The sequence below is a fragment of the Micrococcus lylae NBRC 15355 genome (assembly GCF_001570885.1).
Lineage (GTDB): Bacteria > Actinomycetota > Actinomycetes > Actinomycetales > Micrococcaceae > Micrococcus > Micrococcus lylae.
Window position 1 is genome coordinate 35,216 of the sequence record NZ_BCSN01000008.1, and the last position, 23,132, is coordinate 58,347.

Annotated in this window: 16 protein-coding genes, 1 tRNA gene, 1 other RNA gene and 1 pseudogene; 9 read left to right on the forward strand and 10 right to left on the reverse strand. The window is 70.9% G+C overall.

The features are described 5' to 3' along the window. Window positions 1–23: 23 nt before the first annotated feature. Together MLY01S_RS12910 and MLY01S_RS12915 are read left to right on the forward strand one after the other, a co-directional pair. Window positions 24–227: a hypothetical protein gene (locus MLY01S_RS12910; protein WP_067189272.1), complete on the forward strand. Its 204-nt coding sequence runs from the start codon at window positions 24–26 to the stop codon at window positions 225–227. Continuing rightward, a complete protein-coding gene (locus MLY01S_RS12915) occupies window positions 224–685 on the forward strand; it encodes a YchJ family protein (protein ID WP_067189274.1) in 462 nt (153 codons plus the stop codon). The genes MLY01S_RS12910 and MLY01S_RS12915 overlap by 4 nt, the downstream gene beginning before the upstream one ends. Before the next feature lie 251 nt (window positions 686–936). Here the strand turns inward: MLY01S_RS12915 and MLY01S_RS12335 are convergent. The 3 genes and pseudogenes from MLY01S_RS12335 to MLY01S_RS03275 form a co-directional block, all read right to left on the reverse strand. Further along, a pseudogene (locus MLY01S_RS12335) lies at window positions 937–1,050 on the reverse strand (helix-turn-helix transcriptional regulator); the annotation flags it as partial. A 152-nt stretch (window positions 1,051–1,202) separates the two neighbouring features. Further along, window positions 1,203–3,017: an alpha/beta hydrolase gene (locus MLY01S_RS03270; RefSeq protein ID WP_245232116.1), complete on the reverse strand. Its 1,815-nt coding sequence runs from the start codon at window positions 3,015–3,017 to the stop codon at window positions 1,203–1,205. Window positions 3,018–3,268: 251 nt separating this feature from the next. Further along, window positions 3,269–4,246, reverse strand: a complete 978-nt coding sequence (locus MLY01S_RS03275) for a 3-methyladenine DNA glycosylase (RefSeq protein WP_082739596.1) — start codon at window positions 4,244–4,246, stop codon at window positions 3,269–3,271. A gap of 253 nt (window positions 4,247–4,499) precedes the next feature. On the opposite strand from MLY01S_RS03275, the gene MLY01S_RS03280 reads away from it, so the two are divergent. After that, on the forward strand, window positions 4,500–8,084 hold the full coding sequence (locus MLY01S_RS03280; protein ID WP_067189278.1) for a S8 family serine peptidase: 3,585 nt from the start codon (window positions 4,500–4,502) through the stop codon (window positions 8,082–8,084). Between the two features lie 109 nt (window positions 8,085–8,193). Beyond that, a complete protein-coding gene (locus tag MLY01S_RS03285) occupies window positions 8,194–8,913 on the forward strand; it encodes a YoaK family protein (RefSeq protein ID WP_067189280.1) in 720 nt (239 codons plus the stop codon). 40 nt (window positions 8,914–8,953) lie between these two features. Here MLY01S_RS03285 and MLY01S_RS03290 read toward each other — a convergent pair whose 3' ends face one another. Further along, window positions 8,954–10,240, reverse strand: coding sequence for an aspartate kinase (locus MLY01S_RS03290; protein ID WP_067189282.1), 1,287 nt, complete (start codon window positions 10,238–10,240; stop codon window positions 8,954–8,956). Window positions 10,241–10,482: 242 nt separating this feature from the next. On the opposite strand from MLY01S_RS03290, the gene MLY01S_RS03295 reads away from it, so the two are divergent. Next, complete coding sequence (locus MLY01S_RS03295; RefSeq protein ID WP_082739598.1) at window positions 10,483–11,535, forward strand: ABC transporter ATP-binding protein; 1,053 nt, start codon at window positions 10,483–10,485, stop codon at window positions 11,533–11,535. Further along, window positions 11,532–12,599: an ABC transporter permease gene (locus tag MLY01S_RS03300; protein WP_067189284.1), complete on the forward strand. Its 1,068-nt coding sequence runs from the start codon at window positions 11,532–11,534 to the stop codon at window positions 12,597–12,599. Before MLY01S_RS03295 ends, MLY01S_RS03300 begins: the two co-directional genes overlap by 4 nt. Window positions 12,600–12,608: 9 nt before the next feature. Here MLY01S_RS03300 and recR read toward each other — a convergent pair whose 3' ends face one another. Both recR and MLY01S_RS03310 read right to left on the reverse strand, forming a co-directional pair. Continuing rightward, entirely contained in the window at window positions 12,609–13,208 is a 600-nt protein-coding gene (gene recR / locus MLY01S_RS03305) for a recombination mediator RecR (protein WP_067189286.1), read from the reverse strand. Between the two features lie 74 nt (window positions 13,209–13,282). Continuing rightward, window positions 13,283–16,816 (reverse strand): DNA polymerase III subunit gamma and tau, encoded by a 3,534-nt coding sequence (locus MLY01S_RS03310; protein ID WP_067189288.1) that lies wholly within the window; start codon window positions 16,814–16,816, stop codon window positions 13,283–13,285. A gap of 80 nt (window positions 16,817–16,896) precedes the next feature. On the opposite strand from MLY01S_RS03310, the gene MLY01S_RS03315 reads away from it, so the two are divergent. After that, entirely contained in the window at window positions 16,897–17,568 is a 672-nt protein-coding gene (locus MLY01S_RS03315; protein ID WP_245232118.1) for a malonic semialdehyde reductase, read from the forward strand. 115 nt (window positions 17,569–17,683) lie between these two features. Here MLY01S_RS03315 and gluQRS read toward each other — a convergent pair whose 3' ends face one another. Both gluQRS and ffs read right to left on the reverse strand, forming a co-directional pair. Next, window positions 17,684–18,700, reverse strand: a complete 1,017-nt coding sequence (gene gluQRS / locus MLY01S_RS03320; protein ID WP_067189290.1) for a tRNA glutamyl-Q(34) synthetase GluQRS — start codon at window positions 18,698–18,700, stop codon at window positions 17,684–17,686. Window positions 18,701–18,757: 57 nt separating this feature from the next. After that, window positions 18,758–18,854: signal recognition particle sRNA small type (ffs, locus tag MLY01S_RS03325), an RNA gene on the reverse strand. 117 nt (window positions 18,855–18,971) lie between these two features. Between ffs and MLY01S_RS03330 the strand changes: the two genes are divergently transcribed. Both MLY01S_RS03330 and MLY01S_RS03335 read left to right on the forward strand, forming a co-directional pair. Next, a tRNA-Ser gene (locus tag MLY01S_RS03330) sits at window positions 18,972–19,057 on the forward strand. Window positions 19,058–19,251: 194 nt separating this feature from the next. Then, window positions 19,252–20,838, forward strand: coding sequence for an alanine/glycine:cation symporter family protein (locus MLY01S_RS03335; RefSeq protein ID WP_067189291.1), 1,587 nt, complete (start codon window positions 19,252–19,254; stop codon window positions 20,836–20,838). A gap of 95 nt (window positions 20,839–20,933) precedes the next feature. On the opposite strand, the gene MLY01S_RS03340 is transcribed toward MLY01S_RS03335, so the two are convergent. Beyond that, window positions 20,934–21,989 carry an isopenicillin N synthase family dioxygenase gene (locus tag MLY01S_RS03340; protein ID WP_067189293.1) on the reverse strand — a complete coding sequence of 352 codons (1,056 nt, stop codon included), beginning with the start codon at window positions 21,987–21,989 and terminating at the stop codon, window positions 20,934–20,936. 119 nt (window positions 21,990–22,108) lie between these two features. Next, complete coding sequence (locus tag MLY01S_RS03345; protein WP_067189295.1) at window positions 22,109–23,008, reverse strand: haloacid dehalogenase; 900 nt, start codon at window positions 23,006–23,008, stop codon at window positions 22,109–22,111. Window positions 23,009–23,132 lie beyond the last annotated feature (124 nt).

Sequence of the window (23,132 nt, forward strand, 5' to 3'; positions counted from 1 at the left end):
TTGCCCGGGCCTAGCCTGGTGCCATGATCACTGCACGTCCCCCGAAGGGTGCCCGCCCGCCGGCCTCCGCCACGGACCGCGCTCGGCGTCCCCGCATCAGCCCGCTCCTGCCGACCATGGCCCTCGCCCTGGCCGGCGTCATCGGTGCCGCGATCCGCGGTTCGAAGAACACCTCCGCCCCGACCGCCCGCGAGCGCCGTCAGGCCGGCCGCGGCGGGAAGGCGTGAGCGCCGGGGCCTGCCCCTGCGGGCTCGGCCTGCCCTACGCCGAGTGCTGCGGGAGGGCACACCAGCGCTTCGCGGCCACCGGGAAGCTGACCGCGCCCACCGCGGAGGCCCTCATGCGCTCGCGCTTCGCCGCGTTCGCCCGCCTCGGCGAGGCGGATCCGAACCACGACGACGGCGCGGCGGAGTCTGCCGCGATGGTCGCCTATCTGCGGGCCACCTGGGCCGCCGAGCATCGCCCCTCCGCCGCGGACCTCACCCCGACGCCGGCGGAGCCGGCGGCGCGCTTCACGGGCCTGGCCGTGCTCTCCACCCAGGACGGCGGGCCGTTCCAGGACCGCGGTGTGGTCGAGTTCGTGGCGGTCGGCGAGGGCGAGGGCGGCCGGTTCCGCCTGCACGAGACCAGCCGCTTCCGCCGTGAGGGCGGGGCCTGGGTCTACGTCGACGGCGAGGTGCGCTGACCGGAGGGCGTCGGTCTGCCTCGGGGTGGGCCGGCATCTGACGCCGGCACGTCTCGAATGCGTGCGTCGGCCCGGTCCCGACCTCAGAGGAAGAGGCCGGAGAGGGCCGAGAGGACCAGCGCGGCCAGGCAGAGGACCGCCACGATCGTGACGATCGGCTTCGGACGGCGCGGGGCGTCGTCCTCCTCGAATCCGTGGTGGCGCAGCTCCGGGGGCATCTCGCCCATGGCGGGTCTCCTCATTCCTCGTCCGGGGTGAAACAGGTCCTCGATCCGCCGCTCGAACACCGCGGCGAGGCGGAAGGCGAGCGGGAGCGAGGGGTCGTAGCGGCCCTTCTCCAAGGAGATCACGGTCTGGCGGCAGACGCGATCGCGTCAGGAGGAAACCATGAGGTGGGCCGCTGAAGGCTATGCAGCCGAGGTTGCAGGCACGGCGAGGCCCCCGCACCGCCGCCGGGAAGGCGGAGGTGCGGGGGCCGTCGTCGTGAAGGGGGAGACGCTCCCCCGTCAGCAGAGGATCAGCGGTTCAGGAAGTCCTCGACCGAGGGAACCACCGCACGGGAGTCAAGCAGCTCGCGCTGCATGGCGGCCTCGGTGATGCGGTTGGCGGCCTTGACGGCCTCGGTGCGCATCGTGATCTTGATGTCGTTCTTGTGGGTCGGGGTGCCGGCCACCTGGTGGGCCTCGGTGTCCATCGGCAGCGGCAGGGCCTCGCAGAGCGTGTACTCGTCCGGCATCTCACCGGTCAGGAAGTACTCGCGCACCGGGGCGTCCACACATTCGGAACCGTACGGGAAGACGCCGTGCGAGCCCTCGTTGTCCACGGAGATCAGCGAGGTGTTGCGCAGTACGCCGGCAGCACGGTGGCTGCCCTCATACGGGGTGGCGGCGTCCAGCTCCGTCTGGATGATGACGGCGTCCTGGGCCTTGGCACCACCCGGCTGCTTCGGCATGGAGGTCTGGGCGGGCCAGTACATGCACTCGGACGGGCCCATCATGACGCCGATCCACGGGGCCTTGCGGATCAGGTCCTTGACCCACGAGGTCCAGTAGCCCTTCGACTGGTTCCACTGGCCGTCCTGGCAGCGGATGGCGGAGAAGGTGCCGGAGAAGGTCACCTGATCGCCGGTCTTCACGGCCTCGGCGATGCGGCCGCGGTTCTCCACGGACTCCATGCCCCGGGCGGCGAAGCGGTCGAAGGCCGCGACCTGGTCGGCCGGCATCTCCGCGCGCGCCTGGGCGACGACCTCCTCGAGCTGGGCCTTCGCCTCCTCCGGGGTCTCCGCCTCGGCCTCCTCTGCAGAGATCTTCAGGAACATGCGGATCATCACGCCGGCGAACGGGTAGTCGGCGGTGTTGTACATCGCCGGGAGGATGAACGAGCCGGCGACCATCTGGCCGAGCATCGAGCGGGTGCCGCCGGCGGCCTCCCACTGCTCGCGGATCTCCATCGCGTCGGTGCCCAGGCCGAACTCGTCGTCATGGCGGGCCACCCACGGGAGCATCATGTCCTGGAACTGGCGGTCACGGGAACGCGGTTGCAGGTCCCAGGTGGTCTGGAGGCCGTCACGGGAGACGTCCACGGCGGAGTCCAGCAGGAAGCGGTGGGCGCGCTGCGGGAACTCGCGCTGGTACCAGGAGCCCAGCCAGGTGCCGTAGGAGTAGCCGATGTAGGACAGCTGCTCCTCGCCGAACAGGGCGCGGATGAAGTCCATGTCATACACGGTCTGCTCGGTGGTGATGTACGGGGTGAGCGGGTTCTCGAGGCAGGCCTCGGTCTGAGCCTTCTGGTCCTCCCAGATGTCCGCGTCCGGGTCCGGGGTGTACGTGCACTCCAGCGGAGTGGACTCGCCCACGCCTCGCGGGTCGAAGCCGATGAAGTCGTAGGACTCCGCCAGCTCGGGGGCGCGTTCGGCCATGGCCGGACCCCAGGGCAGGCCGGAGCCGCCCGGGCCGCCCGGGTTCACGAGGGCGATGCCCTGGCGGTTCGGGTTGCCCTTCGAGGTCTCGGTCTTGGCGACCCGCAGGGTGATGGTGTTGCCGTCGGTCGGGTTGTGCCAGTCCCGCGGCACGGTCACGTCCGCGCAGGCGGTGCCCGGGATGGCGCCGAAGCGCTCGTTGAGGGACTCCGAGCCGAAGTCGCAGTCCTCCCAGTTCAGCTCTTGGTCCAGCAGGTGCGCGCCGAGGACGCCGGCGTCGTTCACCTGGTTGCCCTTGCCGTTGTTGCCGTTGCCGGGTGCGGCGCTCGCCGGGGCGACGCCTCCCAGGCCCAGGGCGGCGACTGCCGCCACGGCCGCCGAGATCTTCATGTAGCGCGACTTCTTCAGGCTCATGCCCATCGTCCTCATCTGTCGTGTTGTGTTGCCGGGAGTGACACAGGCTTCCCCTCAGACAGTCTGTGTGTGCGCCACATTACAGATCGACGCGAACTGAATGTGGTGGGAATCACTCCGGGGTCATGGTTCCACGGTGCCAGTGCATGGATATTCGACGCCTGACCAGGGCTGTCCGGGCGGTGTGCAACCAGCCGGAGGGCGGTGTGCAACCAGCCGGTCACAGTGTGTCGCGGGGTGCACAGCCGTCGTCAGGCCAGGCGCGAGGTCGCCTCCAGCAGCCGTGCCCGCAGAGCCTGGCCGCGGACTGCGAACTCGCGCTGGCGTCGCGCGTACTCGGCCCGGCCCGCGGGCGTCTCGATGCGGATCGGCTCGAAGCCCCAGTCCACGAGGTCGTAGGGCGAGGCCTTCATGTCCATCTCCCGGATCTCCCAGGCCAGCTCGAAGCAGTCCGCCGCGAGCTCCGAGGGGACCGCCGGCGTGAGCTTGCCGGCCCACTTGTGGAGGTCCATGTTGCCGTGCAGGCATCCGGGCTGCTCCATGTCCCGCATCGTCTGGCGGGTCGGCTGCTCCTCGTTCAGGGCGCGGGCCTCGGGGGCGAAGAAGCGGAAGGCGTCGAAGTGCGTGCAGCGGATCCGCTGGCCCTCCACCACGGCGTTCGTACCCTTGGCGCCGAGGCGCAGGGGCACGGTCGAGTGGCGCACCCCGTGGACCTCGGAGCGATAGGCCATGGCCCACTCGTGGAGGCCGAAGCAGCCGAGGCGGGCCTGGCGGCCGGCGGTGCGGCCGAGCAGGTCACGGATGAAGGCGATCCCCGTGGCACGGTCCGCGGCGAAGGTCTCCTGGTCCACGGTCCAGCCGCCCTCCGGGGCGTCAGGGTGCTCGCCGGGGGCGACGCGGCGGTAGTGCGTCCAGCTGTGCCGCGGGGCCTGCGCGAACTCCTCGGCCTCGGCCGCCGCGGCCGAGCCGGCCGAGTCGTCGGCGAGGATGACGCCCAGCCCCGGGTGCCAGCGCTGCAGTGAGCCTGCGGACTGGCTGTAGTACGTGAAGAGGAAGTCGTACACGGGGTGGCGCAGGCCGTCGTTGTGCAGTGCCATGAGCGGATCGGTGCGCTCGGCGATGCGGGCCCGATGCGCCCGGGCAGCGGCGCGCCACTGGGTGGCGGGCAGGACGACGTCGGCCTGCTGGGGTGTGGCAGGGCGGCGGTGGAGGTCAGAGGGGGAGTGCATGACTCCGCCCATTCTTCCCGAATCGCGGGTCCGAGCCGGCTCTCTCCGGACGCCCGGCCCCCGTTGCGTGGCGCGTTCAGATCACATTCAGGTAACGGTTGTGATGTCCAGGGCTTACCCAGGTTAGATTTGCACTCGCGTGTATGGCCTGGATCACGCCCTGAGGGGAAACAAGGGCGCCAGTCGCCGCACCCGCACCGCCCGCCCGGTCCCGGGTGGGGAATCCACATCATTGGTGAGGAAAGGCGAGGTTATGTCTGATAACCCCCAGCGCACCCGGAGGTTCCGGGCCCTGGCCGCCGCCGTCGCCGGTGCCGGCCTGGTCGTGGCGCCCATCGCGGGCGCTCCGGCCATGGCGGCCCCGAACGACGTGCAGGCCAGCTCGACCACCGGCGTGCCGACGATCTCGGACAAGTACGAGGCCGGTCGTTACTTCGTGGTCCTCAAGGACCAGCCCTCGGTGACCTACACCGGCGGCACCGCCGGCTTCGAGGCCACCGCCACGGGCAAGGGCAAGCCGTTCGACGCGAACCGCCCGTCCGTGGCCAAGTACGAGCAGCACCTGGCCATGCGTCAGGAGGCCGTCGCCAAGGGCGCCGGCGTCAAGACGCAGATGAAGTTCAAGCGTGCGCTCAACGCGTTCGTCGCCGAGCTGACCCCGGCCCAGGCCATGCAGCTGGCGAAGGACGACCGCGTCCTCGGCATCGCCAAGGACGAGCAGAACGCTCCGGACTACTCGTCCACCGAGTTCCTGGGCCTGCCCGGTTCCAAGGGCGCCTGGAACAGCACCTACGGCGGTGCGGCGCAGGCCGGCAAGGGCGTCGTGGTCGGCGTCATCGACTCCGGCATCTACCCGGACCAGCCGTTCGTGTCCGGCGAGCCGGTCAAGCCGCTGTCCGGCACCCCGAAGGTCGGCGAGCCGTACAAGACGGCCGACGGGCGCACCGCCATGCTCAAGGCCGACGGCACCACCGCCTACGCCGACTGTGAGACCGGCCCGGACTTCCCCGCCGAGTCCTGCAACGACAAGATCCTGGGCGCGTACGCGTTCTCCGAGGACTTCGAGGCCTTCGTGCCCGCCGAGAACCGTCACCCGTCCGAGCGCATCTCGCCGCTGGGCGTGTTCTCGCACGGCACCCACGTGGCCACCACGATCCTCGGCAACCACGGCACCGAGCAGATCATGAACGACGAGTCCTACGGCGAGGGCTCCGGCGTGGCTCCGGAAGCCAAGCTGATCTCCTACAAGATCTGCTGGGAGGACAACGACCCGAACACCGGCGGCTGCTACACCTCCGCCTCCGTGGCCGCCATCGAGCAGGCGATCGCCAACAACGTGGACGTGCTCAACTACTCGATCTCCGGCAACAACAACTCGATCGTGGATCCGGTGGCCATGGCCTTCCGCTCCGCGGCCGAGGCCGGCATCTTCGTGGCTGCCTCCGCCGGCAACTCCGGCCCGGGCCCGAACACGGTCAACCACTCCTCCCCGTGGCTCACCACGGTCGCCGCCCAGACGTTCTCCAACGAGCTGACCGGCACCATCGAGTTCGAGGACGGCACCAAGGTCCGCGGCGCCTCCGCCGCCACCTCTGAGGCCGGTCCGGCCGAGGTCGTGCTCGCCTCCGAGGTCGCCGCCGGCTCCGACGAGAAGGCCGCGCGCCTCTGCGTGCCGGGCGGACTCTCCGACGAGGCCGCCGGCAAGATCGTGGTCTGCGAGCGCGGCGAAATCGCGCGCGTGGACAAGTCTGCGGCCGTGGCGGAGGCCGGCGGCGTCGGCATGATCCTGGTCAACATGACCGAGGGCTCGCTGGACGCGGACCTGCACTCCGTGCCGACCGTCCACACCAACGACACCTCCGTGATCGACAAGGTGCGTGACAAGGACATCAAGGCCACCATCGTCCCTGAGGACACCACCGGCCTGCCGGAGGAGCCGCTGCCGCAGGTCGCCGGCTTCTCCTCGCGCGGCCCGTCCAACGCGGAGAACCAGGAGTTCCTGAAGCCGGACGTGGGCGCCCCGGGCGTCGCCGTCCTGGCCGGCGTCTCCGCCCTGGACCCGGACTACGGCGGAGACACCTTCGGCCTGATGTCCGGCACCTCCATGGCCTCGCCGAACGTGGCGGGCATGGGAGCCCTGCTGGCCGGCAAGCACACCGACTGGTCCCCGATGGCCATCAAGTCCGCCCTGATGACCACCGCCGACCCGGTGAAGAACTCCGACGGTTCGGACAACCAGGACAACTTCGCCACCGGCGCCGGCTCCGCCAACCCGAAGGCCGCCGCGGCCCCGGGCCTGGTGTACGAGTCCGACGCCAAGCAGTGGGACTCCCTGCTGTTCGGCGACATCGCCGGCCGTGACGTCAACGTCCCGTCCGTCGTGGTCCCGGACGTGGTGGGCTCCACTGAGGTGAAGCGCACCGTGACCGCCACCCAGGCAGGCACCTGGAAGTTCACCTCAGACGTTCCGGGCTTCGAGATCAAGGCCTCCCCGTCGACCGTGACCCTCGCCAAGGGGCAGTCGGCCGAGGTCACCCTGACGATCTCGCGCACCGACGCCGAGCTGGACACCTGGACCCACGGCTCCATGTCCTGGGAGCGCCCGGCCGCCCAGTCGGTGACCTCCCCGGTCACCCTGAAGGCCAAGGCCGCCTCGGTCACCGCCGAGAACGGCACCGCCGACATCGTCGACGAGGGCGCCTCCGGTTCCCACGACGTGGAGGTCAAGGCCGGCATCACCGGCGAGCTGACCCCGACCATCGCGGGTCTGAACCAGAGCGAGTCCGAGGCCATCACCAAGAAGCCGGGCGGTGAGCTCGATGTCGCGGAGAACGAGTCGACCGCCATCCGTGAGGTGAACGTGGCGGAGGGCGTGGAGTCCTTCTCCGTCGCCATCAACTCCGGCCGTGCCGGCTCCGACTGGGACCTGTTCGTCTTCACCCCGTCCGGCCAGCTCATCGAGCGGGCCACCGCTGCGGAGTCCGAGGACGTCACCATCAACTCCCCGGCGGCCGGTCAGTACATCGTCATCGCGCACCTGTACAGCACCGACGACGGATCCAGCGACGACGCCACCCTGGAGACCCTCCAGCTGACCGCCGACGCCGGCAACCTGACCGTGGACCCGAACCCGGTCCCGGTCGTGAAGGGCCAGACCACCAAGACCACCGTCTCCTGGTCCGGCCTGACCGAGGGCACCTGGCGCGGTGTGATCACCTGGGCTCCGGGTGTGACCTCCAACGTCACCATCACCGTGGGTGAGGGCGGCGGCCAGCCGGGCGACCCCGAGGTCTGCGACGTCGAGGACTTCTCGGACAACCCGGAGGGCTCGCAGTTCTACGGAGCCGTGCGCTGGATGCAGTGTGCGGAGATCACCTCCGGCTATGTCGACGGCACGTACAAGAAGCACCGCGACATCACCCGTGGTGAGTCCATTGCCTTCCTGTACCGCTACATCAAGCCGGAGCACACTGCTCCCGCCACCTCGCCGTTCTCTGACCTCTCCACGCGCTTCACGCACTACGAGGCCATCACCTGGGCGGCCCAGGCCGGCGTGACCACCGGCTACCTGGACGGCACCTTCCGTCCGAAGCGCGACGTGAGCCGCGGCGAGTTCGCCTCGTTCATGTACCGCGCCGCCGGTGAGCCGGAGTACACCGCCCCGGCCGAGTCCCCGTACACGGACGTGCTTCCGGGCTCGACCCACTACAAGGCGATCGCCTGGCTGCATGACCAGGGCATCGTGGAGGGATACGGTGACGGCACCTTCCGTCCGGGCACCGACATCTCCCGCGGTGAGGTCGCCGTGATCATGGAGCGCTTCGACGGCACCCGCTGATCACAGTTCGGATCACCCGGTGATCTGACCTGACGCAGAGGGCCCCGCACCGGCAACGGTGCGGGGCCCTCCTGCATGTCCGGGAGCGGCACTCCCTAGAATCCTGTCCATGCCCTCGCACGCCGCCCCTGCGCCCTCCGCACCGTTCACGCGCCGTCAGGGACTCTTCGCCGTGAGCCTGACGGGTGTCGCCGGCTTCGTGGACGGGCTGGCCTTCATCCATCTCGGCGGCTACTTCGTCTCCTTCATGTCCGGCAACTCGTCCCGCGCCGGTGCGGATCTGGCCGAGGGGTTCGTGGAGGGCTGGGCGAAGGCGATGGGTCTCGTGGCCGCCTTCGTGGTCGGCGTGATGCTCTCCTCGCTTGTGCTGGGACGCCGACGCCGTCGGCATCGGACGCCGGAGGACGGCCCACAGCTGCCCGCAGTGGCCCTCACCCTCGGCATCCTCGTGGTCGCCGCGCTGCTGGCCGTCGTGGTCGACGTCGCCCCCGAGCCGCTCGCGGGTGCCGCCGACGTCGTGGCCCCGCCGATCATGGCCGCTGCCATGGGTGCCGTGAACGGCACCTTCACCCGCGGGGGAGAGGTGACGGTCGGCCTCACCTACATGACCGGCACCCTGGTGAAGGTGGGACAGCACCTGGTCGCCGCGTTCTCCGGCGGCAGTCGCACGCTGTGGCTGCACTACCTGGGGCTGTGGGCGGCGATCGCCCTGGGCTCCATCCTCGGAGCGGTGGCCTACCTGCAGGTCGGTCTGCAGGCTCTGTGGTTCGCGGTGGCCTCGCTCGCCCTCTCCCTCGCCCTGGCACAACGACGACGGCGACGCGCCTGAGCAGGGTGCGGAGGCGTCACGCCGGCGTCCGGCGACCCGCTCAGCGGCCGGTGCCGCCGTACACGGTGGCCTCCACGTCCGTGTCCATGCCGAAGGCCGAGTGGATGGCCCTCACGGCGGTGTCCAGCTTGTCCTCGCCGGTCACCACGGAGATGCGGATCTCCGAGGTGGAGATCATGTCCACATTCACGCCGGCCTCGTGCAGGGCCTTGAAGAAGGTCGCGGAGATGCCCGGGTTCGAGCGCATGCCGGCGCCGATCAGGGAGAGCTTGCCGATGGCATCGTTGTAGACGATGTCCTCGAAGCCGACCCGCTCCTGGGCGGCGCGCAGGGCCTCGCGGGCCTCCTTGCCCTCCACGATCGGCAGGGTGAAGGAGATGTCCGTGCGGCCGGTGCCCTCGCGGGAGACGTTCTGCACGATCATGTCCACGTTCGCGTTGGCCTCGGCGATCACCGCGAAGATCTCGGCGGCCTTGCCCGGGATGTCCGGGACGCCGACGACGGTGACCTTGGCCTCGGAGCGGTCGTGGGCGACGCCGGAGACGATCGGCTGTTCCATGGGTTCGCCTTCCTTGATGGTGATGGTGTCCTCGGGGTCGGGGATCACCCAGGTCCCCTCGTGCTGGGAGAAGGAGGAGCGCACGTGCAGCGGCACGCCGAAGCGTCGGGCGTACTCCACGGAGCGCAGGTGCAGGATCTTGGAGCCGGACGCGGCCATCTCGAGCATCTCCTCGGAGGAGATCCGGTCGATCTTCTTCGCGGAGGGGACCACGCGCGGGTCGGCGGTGTAGACGCCGTCCACGTCCGTGTAGATCTCACAGACGTCGGCCTTCAGTGCGGCGGCCAGGGCCACAGCGGTGGTGTCCGAGCCGCCCCGGCCCATGGTGGTGATGTCCCGGGACTCCGGGCTCATGCCCTGGAATCCTGCGACGATCGCCACGTGGTCCGTGTCCAGGGCGGTCTTCACGCGGTCCGGATTCACCGAGATGATGCGGGCACGGCCGTAGCTGGTGTCCGTCATCATGCCGGCCTGGGAGCCGGTGTAGGACCGGGCCTGGGAGCCCTCGGCGTGGATCGCCATGGCCAGCAGCGCCATCGAGATGCGCTCGCCGGCGGACAGGAGGATGTCCATCTCGCGGGCGGGGGCGTCGTCGGTGAGCTCGGCGGCGAGGTCGAGGAGCTCGTCCGTGGTGTCGCCCATCGCGGAGACCACCACACACACCTGGTGTCCGGCGCGCTGGGTCTCCACCACGCGCTTGGCCACACGCGTGATGCCGGCGGCGTCCGAGACGGACGAGCCGCCGAACTTCTGCACGATCAGACTCATGGTGTCCTGCCCTTGCGGTTCGGGGTCGGTAAAGCCGGGAACCGGTCCGTGCCCGCACACCGGAAGGGGTGCGGAGCCCATGCTGACCGGGGCCGTTCGGGGTCATCGTAGGCACGGTGCCGGGGCAGGTCCGACATGTGAGGTCGAATGTGTCCAGCCGGTGGACGTCGGTGGCCCGGCCCGCCTCCAGCTCAGACCTGAGACTGATGTGGGCCCGGGCTGGAAGGTGTCATTATGAGTCCATGACACAGATCACCTCGGCCTCGATCCCGGAGGTCCCGCAGCGGCGGGTACCCGGCGGGATCGACGCGCACGGCCTGTCGCGCTCCTTCGGGGACGTGAAGGCCGTGCGGGAGATGGCCCTCTCGGTCCCGCCCGGGAAGGTCACCGCACTGGTAGGGCCGAACGGCTCCGGCAAGACGACGCTCATGCTGATCCTGGCCACGCTGCTGCGCCCGGACACCGGCTTCGTCACCGTCGACGGGATCGACGCGATGCGCGACCCGCAGGGCGCCCGCCGGCGGATCGGCTGGATGCCGGACACCCTGGGCGTCTGGGAGTCGCTGACCTGCCTGGAGATCCTGGGGACCATGGGCCGGCTGTACGGCATGTCCGGCGCCGAGGCCGACGCGCGGGCCGCCGAGCAGCTCGAGTGGGTGCAGCTCACCGAGTTCGCCAAGCGCCCCGCCCGTGTGCTCTCTCGCGGCCAGCAGCAGCGGCTGTCCCTGGCTCGAGCCACCGTGCACCGCCCGTCCGTGCTCCTGCTGGACGAGCCGGCCAACGGCCTGGACCCCGGCTCCCGGCTGCGCCTGCGCGACGACGTCCGCCAGATGGCCGCGGACGGGGTGGCCGTGCTGGTCTCCTCCCACGTGCTCTCGGAGCTCGAGGAGATGTCCGACCGCGCGGTGGTCGTCCGCGACGGCACCACGGTCTCCGCCTCGGAACTGGACGACGCCGCGGACCGAGAGCTGCGGTACCGCATCGCCGGCCCGGAGAACGCCCAGGGTGCGGCCCTGACGCGGGCGCTCGAGGAGCGAGGCATCCCCTACACCCACGGCAGGGGACGGCAGCGTGCCGGTGTGGTCGTTGCCGTGTCCGGTCGCCAGGCGGCAGCGCAGCTGCTGGCCGAGCTGGTCGGTGCCGGCGTGCCGATCGCCCACTTCGCGGAGGAGGGCTCCCGTCTGGAGGATGCGTACCTCGCCGCGGAGCGTCCGGCCGCGCAGGGCTCGTCCGGCGCCGGCACGGCGGCCGGGCCGGCAGCGAACGCCGCCCCGCAGGAAGGAGAGACCGCATGAGCCACGTCGGCACCCTCGTGGGGATGGAGCTGCGCCAGCGGATGCGCTCGCGCGGCTGGTACGTGATGCTGGCCGTCTTCTTCGTGCTCACCGGCCTGGTGACCCTCGGCGCGCTGGGCCTGTTCGGCCTGTCCGGGGCGGGGCCGGAGGAGCGGCAGGCCTCCGGCCGGCTGATGTTCGACTTCGTCGCGTTCTTCGTGCTCCTGCTGTCCCTGCTGATCTCCCCGGCGCTGTCCGCGAACGCCATCACGGGCGACCGCGCCGGCGGCACCCTGGCGATCGTCCAGGTCACGCCGGTGCGGACCTGGCAGCTGATGCTCGGCAAGTGGATCGCCGCATGGATCCCCTCGGTGGCGTTCCTGTTGGCGGCGCTGCCCTGGTTGATCGTGACCCTCGTGTTCGGTGACCTGCCGGTGTCCATGCTGCTGCTGGCCTGCCTGGTGCTCATGGTGGAGTTCGCCGTGGTCACCGGACTCGGCGTCGCCGTCTCGGCGATCTCCGGCCGCACCCTGTTCGCCGTGGTGGTGACCTACCTGCTGGTGGCCCTGCTGGGGATCGGCACGCTCATCGGCTTCGGCCTGGGCACCCAGTTCACCAAGACCACGGTGAAGGCCAACTACCCGGACTACTCCTCCACCGCAGATGTCGACTGGCAACCCGGACAGGTAAAGGAGTGCACCGGGCGGCTTCGGGACCAGGAGGTCTCGGACATGCGGCGGATCGGCTGGGCGCTGGCGCCGAACCCGTTCGTGCTCATGTCGGATGCCGTGGCTCCGGCCAGCCGGCTCCTGGACGAACGGGACGCCGCGGTCAATTCCCTCATGACCACGATCTCTGCGGGCACCCGCATCACCCAGCTGTCCCCGGAGGAGACCATCTACTGCGTGGACGGCATCCCGCGGACCACCGGCGAGCCGCTGCTGGTCGAGCGCGGGGGCCTCACCCCGGTCTGGCCGCTCGGCCTGGCCGTGCAGGTCGGGTTCGTGGCGGTGCTGATGGTGTTCGGACACCGGCGGCTGAACACTCCGGCCGGACGTCTTCCCCGCGGCCTGCGGGTCGCCTGAGCGGCCTCGTCAGCCGTTGAGGAGGCGGCGTCCCTCGAAGGCCCGTCCGAGCGTGACCTCGTCCGCGTACTCGAGGTCGCCGCCGACGGGCAGGCCGGAGGCCAGCCGGGTGACGCGGATGCCGGTGGCGCCGAGCATCCGGCCCAGGTAGGTGGCGGTGGCCTCGCCCTCGAGGTTGGGGTCGGTGGCGAGGATGACCTCGTGGATGACGTCGTCCTGGAGGCGGGTGAGCAGTTCGCGCACGTGCAGCTGCTCCGGGCCGATGCCGGCGATCGGATTGATGGAGCCGCCGAGCACGTGGTACCTGCCGCGGTAGGCGCGGGTGCGTTCGATCGCCATCACGTCCTGCGACTCCTCCACCACGCAGAGCAGGGACGTGTCCCGCTTGTCGTCACGGCAGATGGCGCAGCGCTCCTGTTCGGAGACGTTGAAGCAGAGCTCGCAGAGCTTCACCTTCTCCTTCACGGTCCGGATCGCGTCGGACAGACGCAGCATGTCCTCGGACTCGGCTTCCAGGATGTGGAAGGCGATGCGCTGCGCGGACTTCGGGCCGATGCCCGGCAGCCGGCCGAGCTCGTCGATGAGGTCCTGGACGGCACCGTCGTACACGTGTCACCTGTGGCTTTCTCGCGGCGTGTGGGGTGCCGCGTGGATGGAGTGTCCGCGTCGGCGGCGCGGGCAGGTCAGCTGTTCGGCTGCTCTTCGATGAGGCGGGCGCCGAGGATCCGCTCGACCACGGCGCGGCCGACGAGGCCGGATTCCTCGAGCGAGATGTCGTCGTCGCTGGCGACCTCGTCCTCCCAGGATACGGAGGGCTTGGCCTCGGCCGGCGGGGTCGTCGGCTCGGGGCGGGGTGCCCGGCCGCGGGCGGCATCACGGGCCGCCTGGACGGCCGCCGCACGCGGGTCGAGTGCCGGCCTCTCGCTTCCCGACGACGGCTCCTCGCCGCCGCCTGCCTCCCCGCCTCGAGGACGGGACAGGTCGGCTGCGCTGGGACGGCCGCCCTGAGACGGGTCCGCGGCGCCGGGTCCGCCCGGTGCGCGGGAGCCGGGCACGCCTCCGGGACCACCGGATCCCTCGTTCACCGGGGGATCGGCCGATCCGCCCTCGGCCATGCGCTGCATCAGGGCACCGAACCAGGAGGCGGGGTGCCCTCCACCGCGCTCGGCGAGGGCCTTCGGGTCGTTGCCGGCGGCGGCCTCGGCGAAGGCGACCTCCCGGGCGGAACGGGCACCGGTGGAGCGCTCGCCGGACGGGGAGCCCGCCGAGTCCTTCCCGGGGCGGCCGGGGACTCCGGGCTTCTGCGTCGCGGACGAGTCGTCGTGGTCCGGGGCGGGGACGCCCGGGTCCGGGGAGTCGTCACTGCTGGGGCGGCGGGAGGATGGACCCTCTGAATCGGCAGCCGAAGCGTTCGGGCGCGGGTCGTCCTCGGCGGAGCGGTCGAAGCCCTGCGGTCTCAGGTTGCCGAAGCGGGCGGCGAACTCGGCGCGCAGCTCGGACTCGGGCCGCGCGAACACCGGGATCGAGTGCTCGACCTCCGGGACCAGGGGGCCCGGGTCGTAGGCCGGCAACGGGGAGCCCTCGGTCGAGGACGACGGGCCGGCCGGGTCGGTGCCCTGCGGTGCGGACGACTCGGCGGACGGGTCGACCTTGCCGCCCTGGTCGGAGGCCGATGCGTCCTCCAGAGCCTGAGGGTCCTGAGGGTCCTGACGGTCCTGAGGGTCCTGACGGTCTTGTCGGTGCTCGTCAGCGGTGGTGTCGTCGTCCGCGTCGTCCGCGTCGTCTGCGGCGGACGCGGAAGGCGCGGAGGAACCGGAGGCGCCGAAGGTCTGCTCGGCCTCGGAGCCGGTGTCCTCCGGGCTCCAGCCCTCGGGACCGGCCGAGTCCTCCATGTCCGAATCCGGGTCGAACTCGGGGATGTCGGCCCACGGGTCGTCACCTGGGGACCCGGAGGGGCCGCCCCAGTCCGGGGCGGTGTCCTGCGGGGTGCCCCAGGCGTCTGGGGAGGGCGCCGGCGGGGGAGTGGTCTCACGATTGGCCGGCCGCTGGCGCTGCTCGTGCTCAGGCGGGGCCGGTCGCTCGGGCTGCGGCGTCTGAGGGCGCGGACGCTCGGGGTGCTGCGGGCTTGGGCGCTCGGGCTGCTGCGGCACCATGGGGGCCGAGTCCTGCGCGGGCTGGGGGCCTGGATTCTGTGGCGTTCCGCCGTTCACAGGTCCGGCCGCCGGGGAGGGGCGGCCCTCAGCTTTTGGGTGCCGGTCTCCCTGGGGGCCGTCGCCGCCGAGGATCAGGTCCAACTCGGGACGGATGCCGAGGACGCGGTGCACGGCCTCCGCGAGCACCTGGTCGCCGCGGCGGTTCAGCAGGGAGCGTCGCGGGCCGTCCTGGGTGAAGCCGACGGTGAGCAGACGGCCGTCGAAGCCGGCGACGGACGCGTTGTCCTTGACCAGCATCCACACCAGGCGGGAGGAGTCCTCGAGCGCGGCGAGGATGTCCGGCCAGGCGCGGCGCACCATCTCCACAGAGTTCGTGGCCTGGCCGCCGGACGGCGGCTGCTCCGAGGCGGGGGTCGAGGAGTCTGTGCCCTCGGCGGCGTCCGGTGCGCCGGGGGTCTCCACCGGCGGGGCCTCGCTCTGCGGCCCCTGCGTCGAGGGAGCCTCGGTCGACGGTGTCTGCGGAGCCTCGGCTGGCGACCCTTGCGTCGAGGGAGCCTCGGCCGTCGGAGCCTCGGCCTGCGGTGCCTGCGGTGCCTGCGGTGCCTGTGGACGCTGCGAGACCTGCGGCGCCTCCTGAATCTGCTGGGCCGCTGGGGCCTGCTCGGCCGCCGGAGCGCCCTGACCGCCCGGCGCGGTGTCCTGCCGGCGCATGGCGGCACGGGCGAGCGCGGCGCCGGACAGTCCGGCCGCGGCGGCCACGCCACCGCCGCCGTCTGCACCGTCACCGGCGGCTTCGGCGCTGCGGGCCACACCGTCCGGGGTGCGCCCTGCAGCCGCTGCATCGGCGGCAGGCGAGGCGGGCTGGGAGGGCGCGGGGCCGTCGTCGGGAAGGGAGCCGCCGGCGTAGGCGAGGCGACGCTCCAGGGCCTCCAGGCGCGCGGACAGGCCGCGGTGGGTGTCATCGGAGGCGGGCAGCAGCAGACGGGCCATGAGCAGCTCGAGGTGCAGGCGTGGGCTGGTGGCGCCGACCATCTCGGACAGGGCCTCATTGGTGATGTCCGCGAGCCGGGAGAGCTCGGCGCGGCTCAGCTGGGCGGCCTGCGCGGCCAGACGCCGGACCTGGTCCTCCGGCACCCCGTGGAGCACCGCGGACGCCTGGTCCGGCATGGCGCGGGCGATCACCAGGTCACGGAAGCGGTCCAGGAGGTCCTCCACGAACCGTCGCGGATCCTGTCCGGACTGCACCACGCGGTCCACGGCCTTGAACACGGTCTGCGAGTCGTCCGCGGCGAGGGCGTCGATGACGTCGTCCAGCAGGGCCTCGGGGGTGAAGCCGAGCAGGTTCACCGCGAGGTCGTAGTCCACGCGCCCCTCGGCGGCGCCGGCGATCAGCTGGTCCAGCACGGACAGGGTGTCTCGCACCGAGCCGGTGCCGGCGCGCACCACCAGCGGCAGCACGCCCGGGTCCACCTGCGTCTGCTCGGAGGCGCACAGCTGCTCCAGGTACGCGATCAGCGGCTCCGGCGGCACCAGCCGGAACGGGTAGTGGTGGGTGCGGGAGCGGATGGTGCCGATGACCTTGTCCGGCTCCGTGGTGGCGAAGATGAACTTCAGGTGCTCCGGCGGCTCCTCCACGATCTTCAGCAGGGCGTTGAAACCCGCCGAGGTGACCATGTGGGCCTCGTCGATGATGAGGATCTTGTAGCGGTCCCGGACCGGGGCGAACGTGGCGCGCTCGCGCAGGCCGCGGGCGTCCTCCACGCCGCCGTGCGAGGCGGCGTCGATCTCCAGCACGTCCAGCGAGCCGGGGCCGCCGGTGGCGAGGTCCCGGCACGAGTCGCACTCGCCGCACGGGGTGGACGTCGGGCCCTGGGCACAGTTCAGGCAGCGGGCCAGGATGCGTGCCGAGGTCGTCTTGCCGCAGCCGCGCGGACCGGAGAACAGGTACGCGTGGTTCACCCGGTCCTTGGACAGGGCAGTCCGCAGCGGGACGGTGACGTGGTCCTGCCCGATGACGTCCTCGAACCGGTCAGGGCGGTAGCGGCGATACAGGGCGGTGCTCACCCGTAGAACACTATCCGGTGTGCCGGACGTCATGGAACGGCCACGGAATACCTGTGGACGGCCGTTCCGTTGCGCCCATCATGACTCAGACCACCGCAGACCTGCGCAACGACGCCGAGCAGCACGCCCGCTCCACCGCCCCCGAGGACATGGGGGTGCGGCTGGACCGTGAGGCGCTCGACGCCCTGTTCGAGGGCTCCCACACCACCCAGCTGTTCACCGATGAGAGGGTGGACCCCGAGCTGATCCGCCGCGTCTACGAGGACCTGCGCTGGGCCCCGACCGCCATGAACAATCAGCCCCTGCGCCTCGAGCTGATCGAGTCGGAGGAGGCCAAGGCCCGGCTGCTGCCGCACATGATCGCCTTCAACCAGGAGAAGACGCGGCGGGCGCCGCTGACGCTGATCGCCTCCTATGACCTGGACTGGCACCGCCACATGCCGCACCTCGCCCCGTTCCGCGAGGGCTTCGCCGAGGACGCGGAGGACAAGCCGGGCATGCGCGAGGGCATGGGCCGAACGAACGGCTGGCTGCAGATCGGCTACCTGATCCTCGCGCTGCGCGCCCACGGCCTGCAGGTCGGCCCCATGGCCGGCTTCGACGGCGACGGCATCGACGCCGAGTTCCATGGGGACACCAACTGGAAGTCCCTGCTCGTGCTCAACGTGGGTCACGCCCCGGCCGGCCACGAGAAGGCCCAGCAGCCCCGCCAGGGCCGCCTGGAGTTCGACCAGGTCGCCACGGTCCTCTGACCGTCCCGCGGACACAGGGACGACGACGGCACAGGGCCCCGGAGCGCATGCTCCGGGGCCCTGTGGTCGTCTGGGGAGGAGTGCTCGGCGGTCGGAACGGTGGCGAACCGTGGGCTCAGGCGGTGAAGGCGGTCTCGTCGAAGACCCAGGCCCGGCGGGGCAGCGCCCGGGGGTCGAACACGGCGACCGCGTCCTCGAGAGGCCCTGCCGGCAGGCCGACGGAGGCGAGCATGACGTCCCGCACGCGCTCGCCGACCGCGCTCAGGTTCGCGGGGGCGCCGACGGCGGCGAGGTCCTCGAGGGTGACGGCCCCGTCCCGCTTGGCCAGGCGACGGCCCTCGGCGTTCACCACGAGCGGGACGTGCAGGTACTCGGTGTCCGGGCAGTCGTCGCCGCGGGCGACGCAGAGCGCCTCGGCCAGCCAGCGCTGCCGCGGGGCGGAGTCGAGCAGGTCGTCACCGCGGACGACCTGGTCGACGCCCTGCTCGAGGTCGTCCACCACCACGGCGAGGTTGTAGGCGTAGGCGCCGTCGTTGCGGCGGAGGACCACGTCGTCCACCAGCCCCGTGACGGTGCCGTGGAGCAGGTCACGGGCGGAAGCCTCCGGGAACTGCCCTGAGGGGAGCCCTTCGATCCGGGCGGCGTCCACGCGAAGTGCCGCAGGGCGCTCGGCACGGCGGCGGACCCGCTCGGCCGCGGACAGGTTCCGGCAGGTGCCCGGGTAGAAGCCGGGTGGACGAAGAGGCGCCGGGGAGGCGGAGGAGGGGCCGTCGTCGTGCTGCCCGGCGGGTCCGTTGGGCGCGGAGGAGGCCTCTGCGATGTCCTTGCGGGAGCAGTAGCACTCGTAGACGGCGTCCTCGCCGAAGCGGGCGCGCAGGGCTGCGACGGCGTCCGCGTACAGGGCGGTGCGCTCGGACTGCCGGACCGGCTCGGCGTCCCAGGTGATGCCGACGGCCGCCAGCTCGGCGAGCTGCTCCTCCTCGGCGCCGGAACGGACACGGTCCAGGTCCTCCACACGGAGCAGGAACGGGCGGCCGGAGGCGCGGGCGGCGATCCAGGCGAGCATCCCGGTGCGCAGATTGCCCACGTGGAGTCGGCCGGTGGGGGAGGGGGCGTAGCGACCGGCGGGCATCGTCAGGCTCCTCGGTGTGCGGGCCGGAGACGCCGTGCGGCGCATGGCTCCGGGGAAAGTGAAGGCCCCCCACGCACCTGCCAGAGCCCACCTACCCTTGCTACCTTCCGGTCCTGGGGGAGTTCAGCGAGATGACACCACGTGAGGGGCCGTCGATGAGTCTAGCAGTGAACCGGGGGGCGAGCGATTCAGTGGTCGATTGGCGTCGTCGGGAATCTGTGGTGTAGGCTCATCTGTGCCCTTGGCCGGTTCGCCGGCAAGGGCGAGCCAAGGAGGATTCGCCTAGCGGCCTATGGCGCACGCCTGGAACGCGTGTTGGGTTAACAGCCCTCGGGGGTTCAAATCCCCCATCCTCCGCGGAAGAAGAGCCCTCGGACTTCGGTCCGGGGGCTTTTCGCATGTCCGAGAACTCCTGAAAGACGCGTTGTGTCCCACTCGGTGACGTATGCTTCACCACCAACCGAGGGTGTTCTGCCTCACATATCGCCAGACCGGCGAGAGGGGGAGCAGCGGCTCCCTCACACTGTTCTCTTCATCTCGGAGGCCACAGCATGTCGTTTGAGGAACTCATCGAACTCACCAACAAGTACGTCTGGTCCTCGGCCCTGGTGTACCTGTGTCTGGCCGCAGGCGTCTACTTCTCCCTGCGCACCGTCTTCCTGCAGGTGCGCTGCATCCCGGACATGCTCACTCAGCTGAAGGCCGGCGAGAAGTCCGCGGACGGCACGTCTTCCATGCAGTCGCTGATGATGTCCCTGGCCGGCCGCGTGGGCATGGGAAACATCGGCGGTGTGGCCACCGCGATTGCCTTCGGTGGCCCCGGTGCCGTGTTCTGGATGTGGACCGTGGCCTTCCTGGGGGCGGCGACCTCCTTCATCGAGTGCACCCTCGGCCAGATCTTCAAGGAGAAGGACCTGGACACCGGTGAGTATCGTGGCGGCCCGGCCTACTACCTCTCCAAGGCGTACCAGCACACCTCCTTCGGCGGCGCCCTCAAGGTCTACGCCGTGGTCTTCGCGATCGTGACCGTGTTCGCCACCTCGTACTTCCTGCCGGGCGTCCAGGCCAACGGCATGGCCGCCGCCATGGGCGAGGCGTGGGGCGTGGCGCACTGGGTCGTGGCCCTCGGCGCCGTGATCCTGCTGGCCTTCATCGTCATCGGCGGTGTGAAGCGCATCGCCACCTTCGCCGTCTACGTGGTGCCTGTGATGGCGGTGCTGTACATCGTCCTGGCGCTGATCGTGTTCTTCGTGAACTTCGACCAGATCCCGCACGTCTTCTCCCTCATCTTCTCCTCGGCCTTCGGCGCCCACGCCGTGTTCGGCGCGATCCTCGGCATGGCCGTCCAGTGGGGCGTCCAGCGCGGCATCTACTCGAACGAGGCCGGCCAGGGCACCGGCCCGCACGCCGCGTCCGCCGCCGAGGTGTCCCACCCGGCCAAGCAGGGCTTCGCCCAGTCCTTCGCCGTGTACATCGACACCCTGTTCGTCTGCACCGCCACCGCGTTCATCATCATCTCGACGAACATGTACAACGTGTTCTCCGAGGGCAAGGAGGACTCCGCGAAGCTGTTCACCGGCAGTGTGGCGGACTCCGTGAAGGTCGGGCCCGGCTACGTGCAGAACGGCTTCGACACCGTGTTCGGCGGCTGGGGCCCGTCCTTCGTGGCGATCGCCCTCGCGTTCTTCGCCTTCACCACGATCGTGGCCTACTACTACATGGCCGAGGTCAACACCTCGTTCCTGGTCCGCAACCTGAAGAACCCGATCCTGCGGCGCGGGGCCATCCGCGCCGTCCAGGGCCTGATCCTGATCTCCGTCGCCTATGGCGCCGTCACCACCACCGGTGCCGCATGGGGCCTCGGTGACATCGGCGTGGGCTCCATGGCCTGGCTGAACATCGTGGGCATCCTCCTGCTCCAGGGGCCGGCGTTGAAGGCGCTGAAGGACTACCAGCAGCAGAAGAACGCCGGGCTGGACCCGCAGTTCGACCCGCGCAAGGTCGGCATCCGGAACGCGGAGTTCTGGGAGCTGCGCGCCGACGGGCTGGTGAAGCAGGGCATGACCGGCGAGGAGCTTGCGGCCACGGCTGACACCGCGGACGCCCCGCGCCGCGACGGAGGTGCTCATACCAACTGAGCACCCGCTGACCGTCAGGGACGACGGCGGCCACGCACCTTTCACAGGTGCGTGGCCGCCGTCGTGTGTGCGGGGCCGTCCGGCCCCGCGGGTGGTCAGCCCAACAGGTGCGGGTGGAACTTCTCCGTCACCTTCGGGTGCGCCCGGGCGAAGCCCTTGAGCATGTTGGCCCCGAAGGAGGAGAGCATCGGGTTGTCCGGGTCGTCCGAGGCGCCACGGGCCTCGGCGGCCAGCTCGGCGGGCAGCTCCACCTGGTCCACCACGGCGTCCAGGCGCGGGGAGTAGAAGAACGGCACAGAGTAGCGGTCCACGCCCTCCGGAGGGGACTGGACCCGGTGGATGGTGGCCATGAGGTACCCGTCTGTGGCCACCTCGAGCATCTCGCCGAGGTTCACCACCAGGGCTCCCGGGATCGGCTCCACCGGCAGCCATGCGTCCTGGCCGTAGGGGCGCACTTCGAGGCCGCCGACCTCGTCCTGCAGCAGCAGGGTGATGAACCCGTAGTCCGCGTGCAGGCCCACGCCCTGGGAGCCGGCCTCGGTCACGCCGCCCACGTAGTGGGCGAGCTTCGCCATCCAGGCGCGGTCGCCGGAGAAGGCGTCGGCGAAGTGGTCCTCGTCCAGGCCGATGGCCACGCACAGCGCGCCGAGCAGCTCCTCGCCCACGTGGTCCATCAGCGTGGCCCAGGCCATGGCCTGCCGCTCCAGCTCCGGCATCTGCTCCGGCCACTGGTTGCGGCCCTGCAGATGCCAGTACTGGTCGTCCGGGCCGATCCGCTCGGCCGGCACCGGCTCGCGGTCCGGGGAGAAGTCCAGCTGCTCGCGGGAGTCTGGCCGCCCCTGGGTGCGCTCGGCGGCGATCGCCGAGTAGCCGCGCCAGTGCGGCGAGTTCTGGTTGTGCAGCGCCATCTTCTCCGCCTCCGGGCGGGCGAAGAACTCGGCGGTCACGCGGAACAGGTCGTCCACCTGGCCGGGCTGCGCTCCGTAGCCGACGATCTGGAAGAACCCGACTGTGTGCGCCGCATGCCGCAGCTGCTCCAGGAACTCGGGGTTCCGGGAGCCGTCCGGCAGGCGCAGCGTGGACATGTCCAGCACGGGGACCTCAGTGGGGGCCGGCTCCGTGCGCTGGTCCTGTGTGGTGAAGGTGGTCATGCCCACTATGAGACGCCCGGGCCGGTCTCCGGCGCACATCGCGTTGCGCCGCATGTCCTGCGGTGACTCCGTGTGTCCGACGGTGACCCCGCGTGACGGGTTCGGAGCCCGCGCCCAGGTCAGTGTCCCCGCAGCTCCTGCTCCACCCACTCCAGCAGGGACGCCCCGACGGCTTCGTGCACGTCCTCGGCGTCGCCGAAGCCCCGTTCCGCCAGGTCGGCCGCCGTCAGCACCGGGTAGGGCGTGTCCGGGACGCCGTCCGCCGGGCGCACGTCCACATGGTCCACGCGGGCGCCGCGGCCGTGCAGCCAGTCCGCCATCGTGTAGTCGGAGCGCGAGTCGCCGGCGGTGAGCCAGCGTGCCGGCAGCTGCACGCGCGCCTCGGCCATCATCTCCAGGGTGTGGGAGGCGCCGAGCGCCTTCCCGGAGTCTGCGTGCTGTACATCCACCGAGATGACGGTCGCCTCGACCTCGTAGTCCTCGGCCAGGCCCTCGGCCGCCAGGAACTCCTCGACGCGCCGGGCCACCGCGTCCCGGGCGGGTTCGTAGCGGCCCGTGTCCGCGTCGACCTCCTTCTCCAGGGAGATCATCGCCAGCTTCGTGTGGTCCTCGAACTGCAGCCCGTCCGCCAGCTCGGCGTTCACCTTCCCGACGACGGTCCGGAGCCTCTGAGGGACCGCCATCGGCGGCGACGTGCGCACCCAGGCCGGCAGGCCGTCGTCGTGGGTCACCCGCGGCAGGTCCCCGGAGGGGACCTCGGAGAAGGGGAACCACACGGCGCCCTTCTCGCAGACTGCGAAGGCCGGGGCATCCGCGGCGATGCCGGCGTCCCTGAGCGGGGAGAGGACGCGGCGCAGGAGGAAGTCGGCCGAGCGGCCCGTGTTGAAGCAGACCGGCACCCCGGAGGCGAGGAGGCGGGCCAGGGAGCCCACGATCGGCTCGGGCACGGTGCGGGTCTCGGTGGAGGCCACGGGGCCGTCCACGTCCAGCAGGAGTCCGACGGGGGAGATGTCGCGCATGTACCCACACTAGGTGTTGTGGGTCATGAGGTTCTTGACATGGGTGCCGGGCTGAGATGAGACGAGTGGGCCTCTCCCGCAGGATGGAAGTTCCTACACCACCGACCTGCTCGAAAAGACCCAC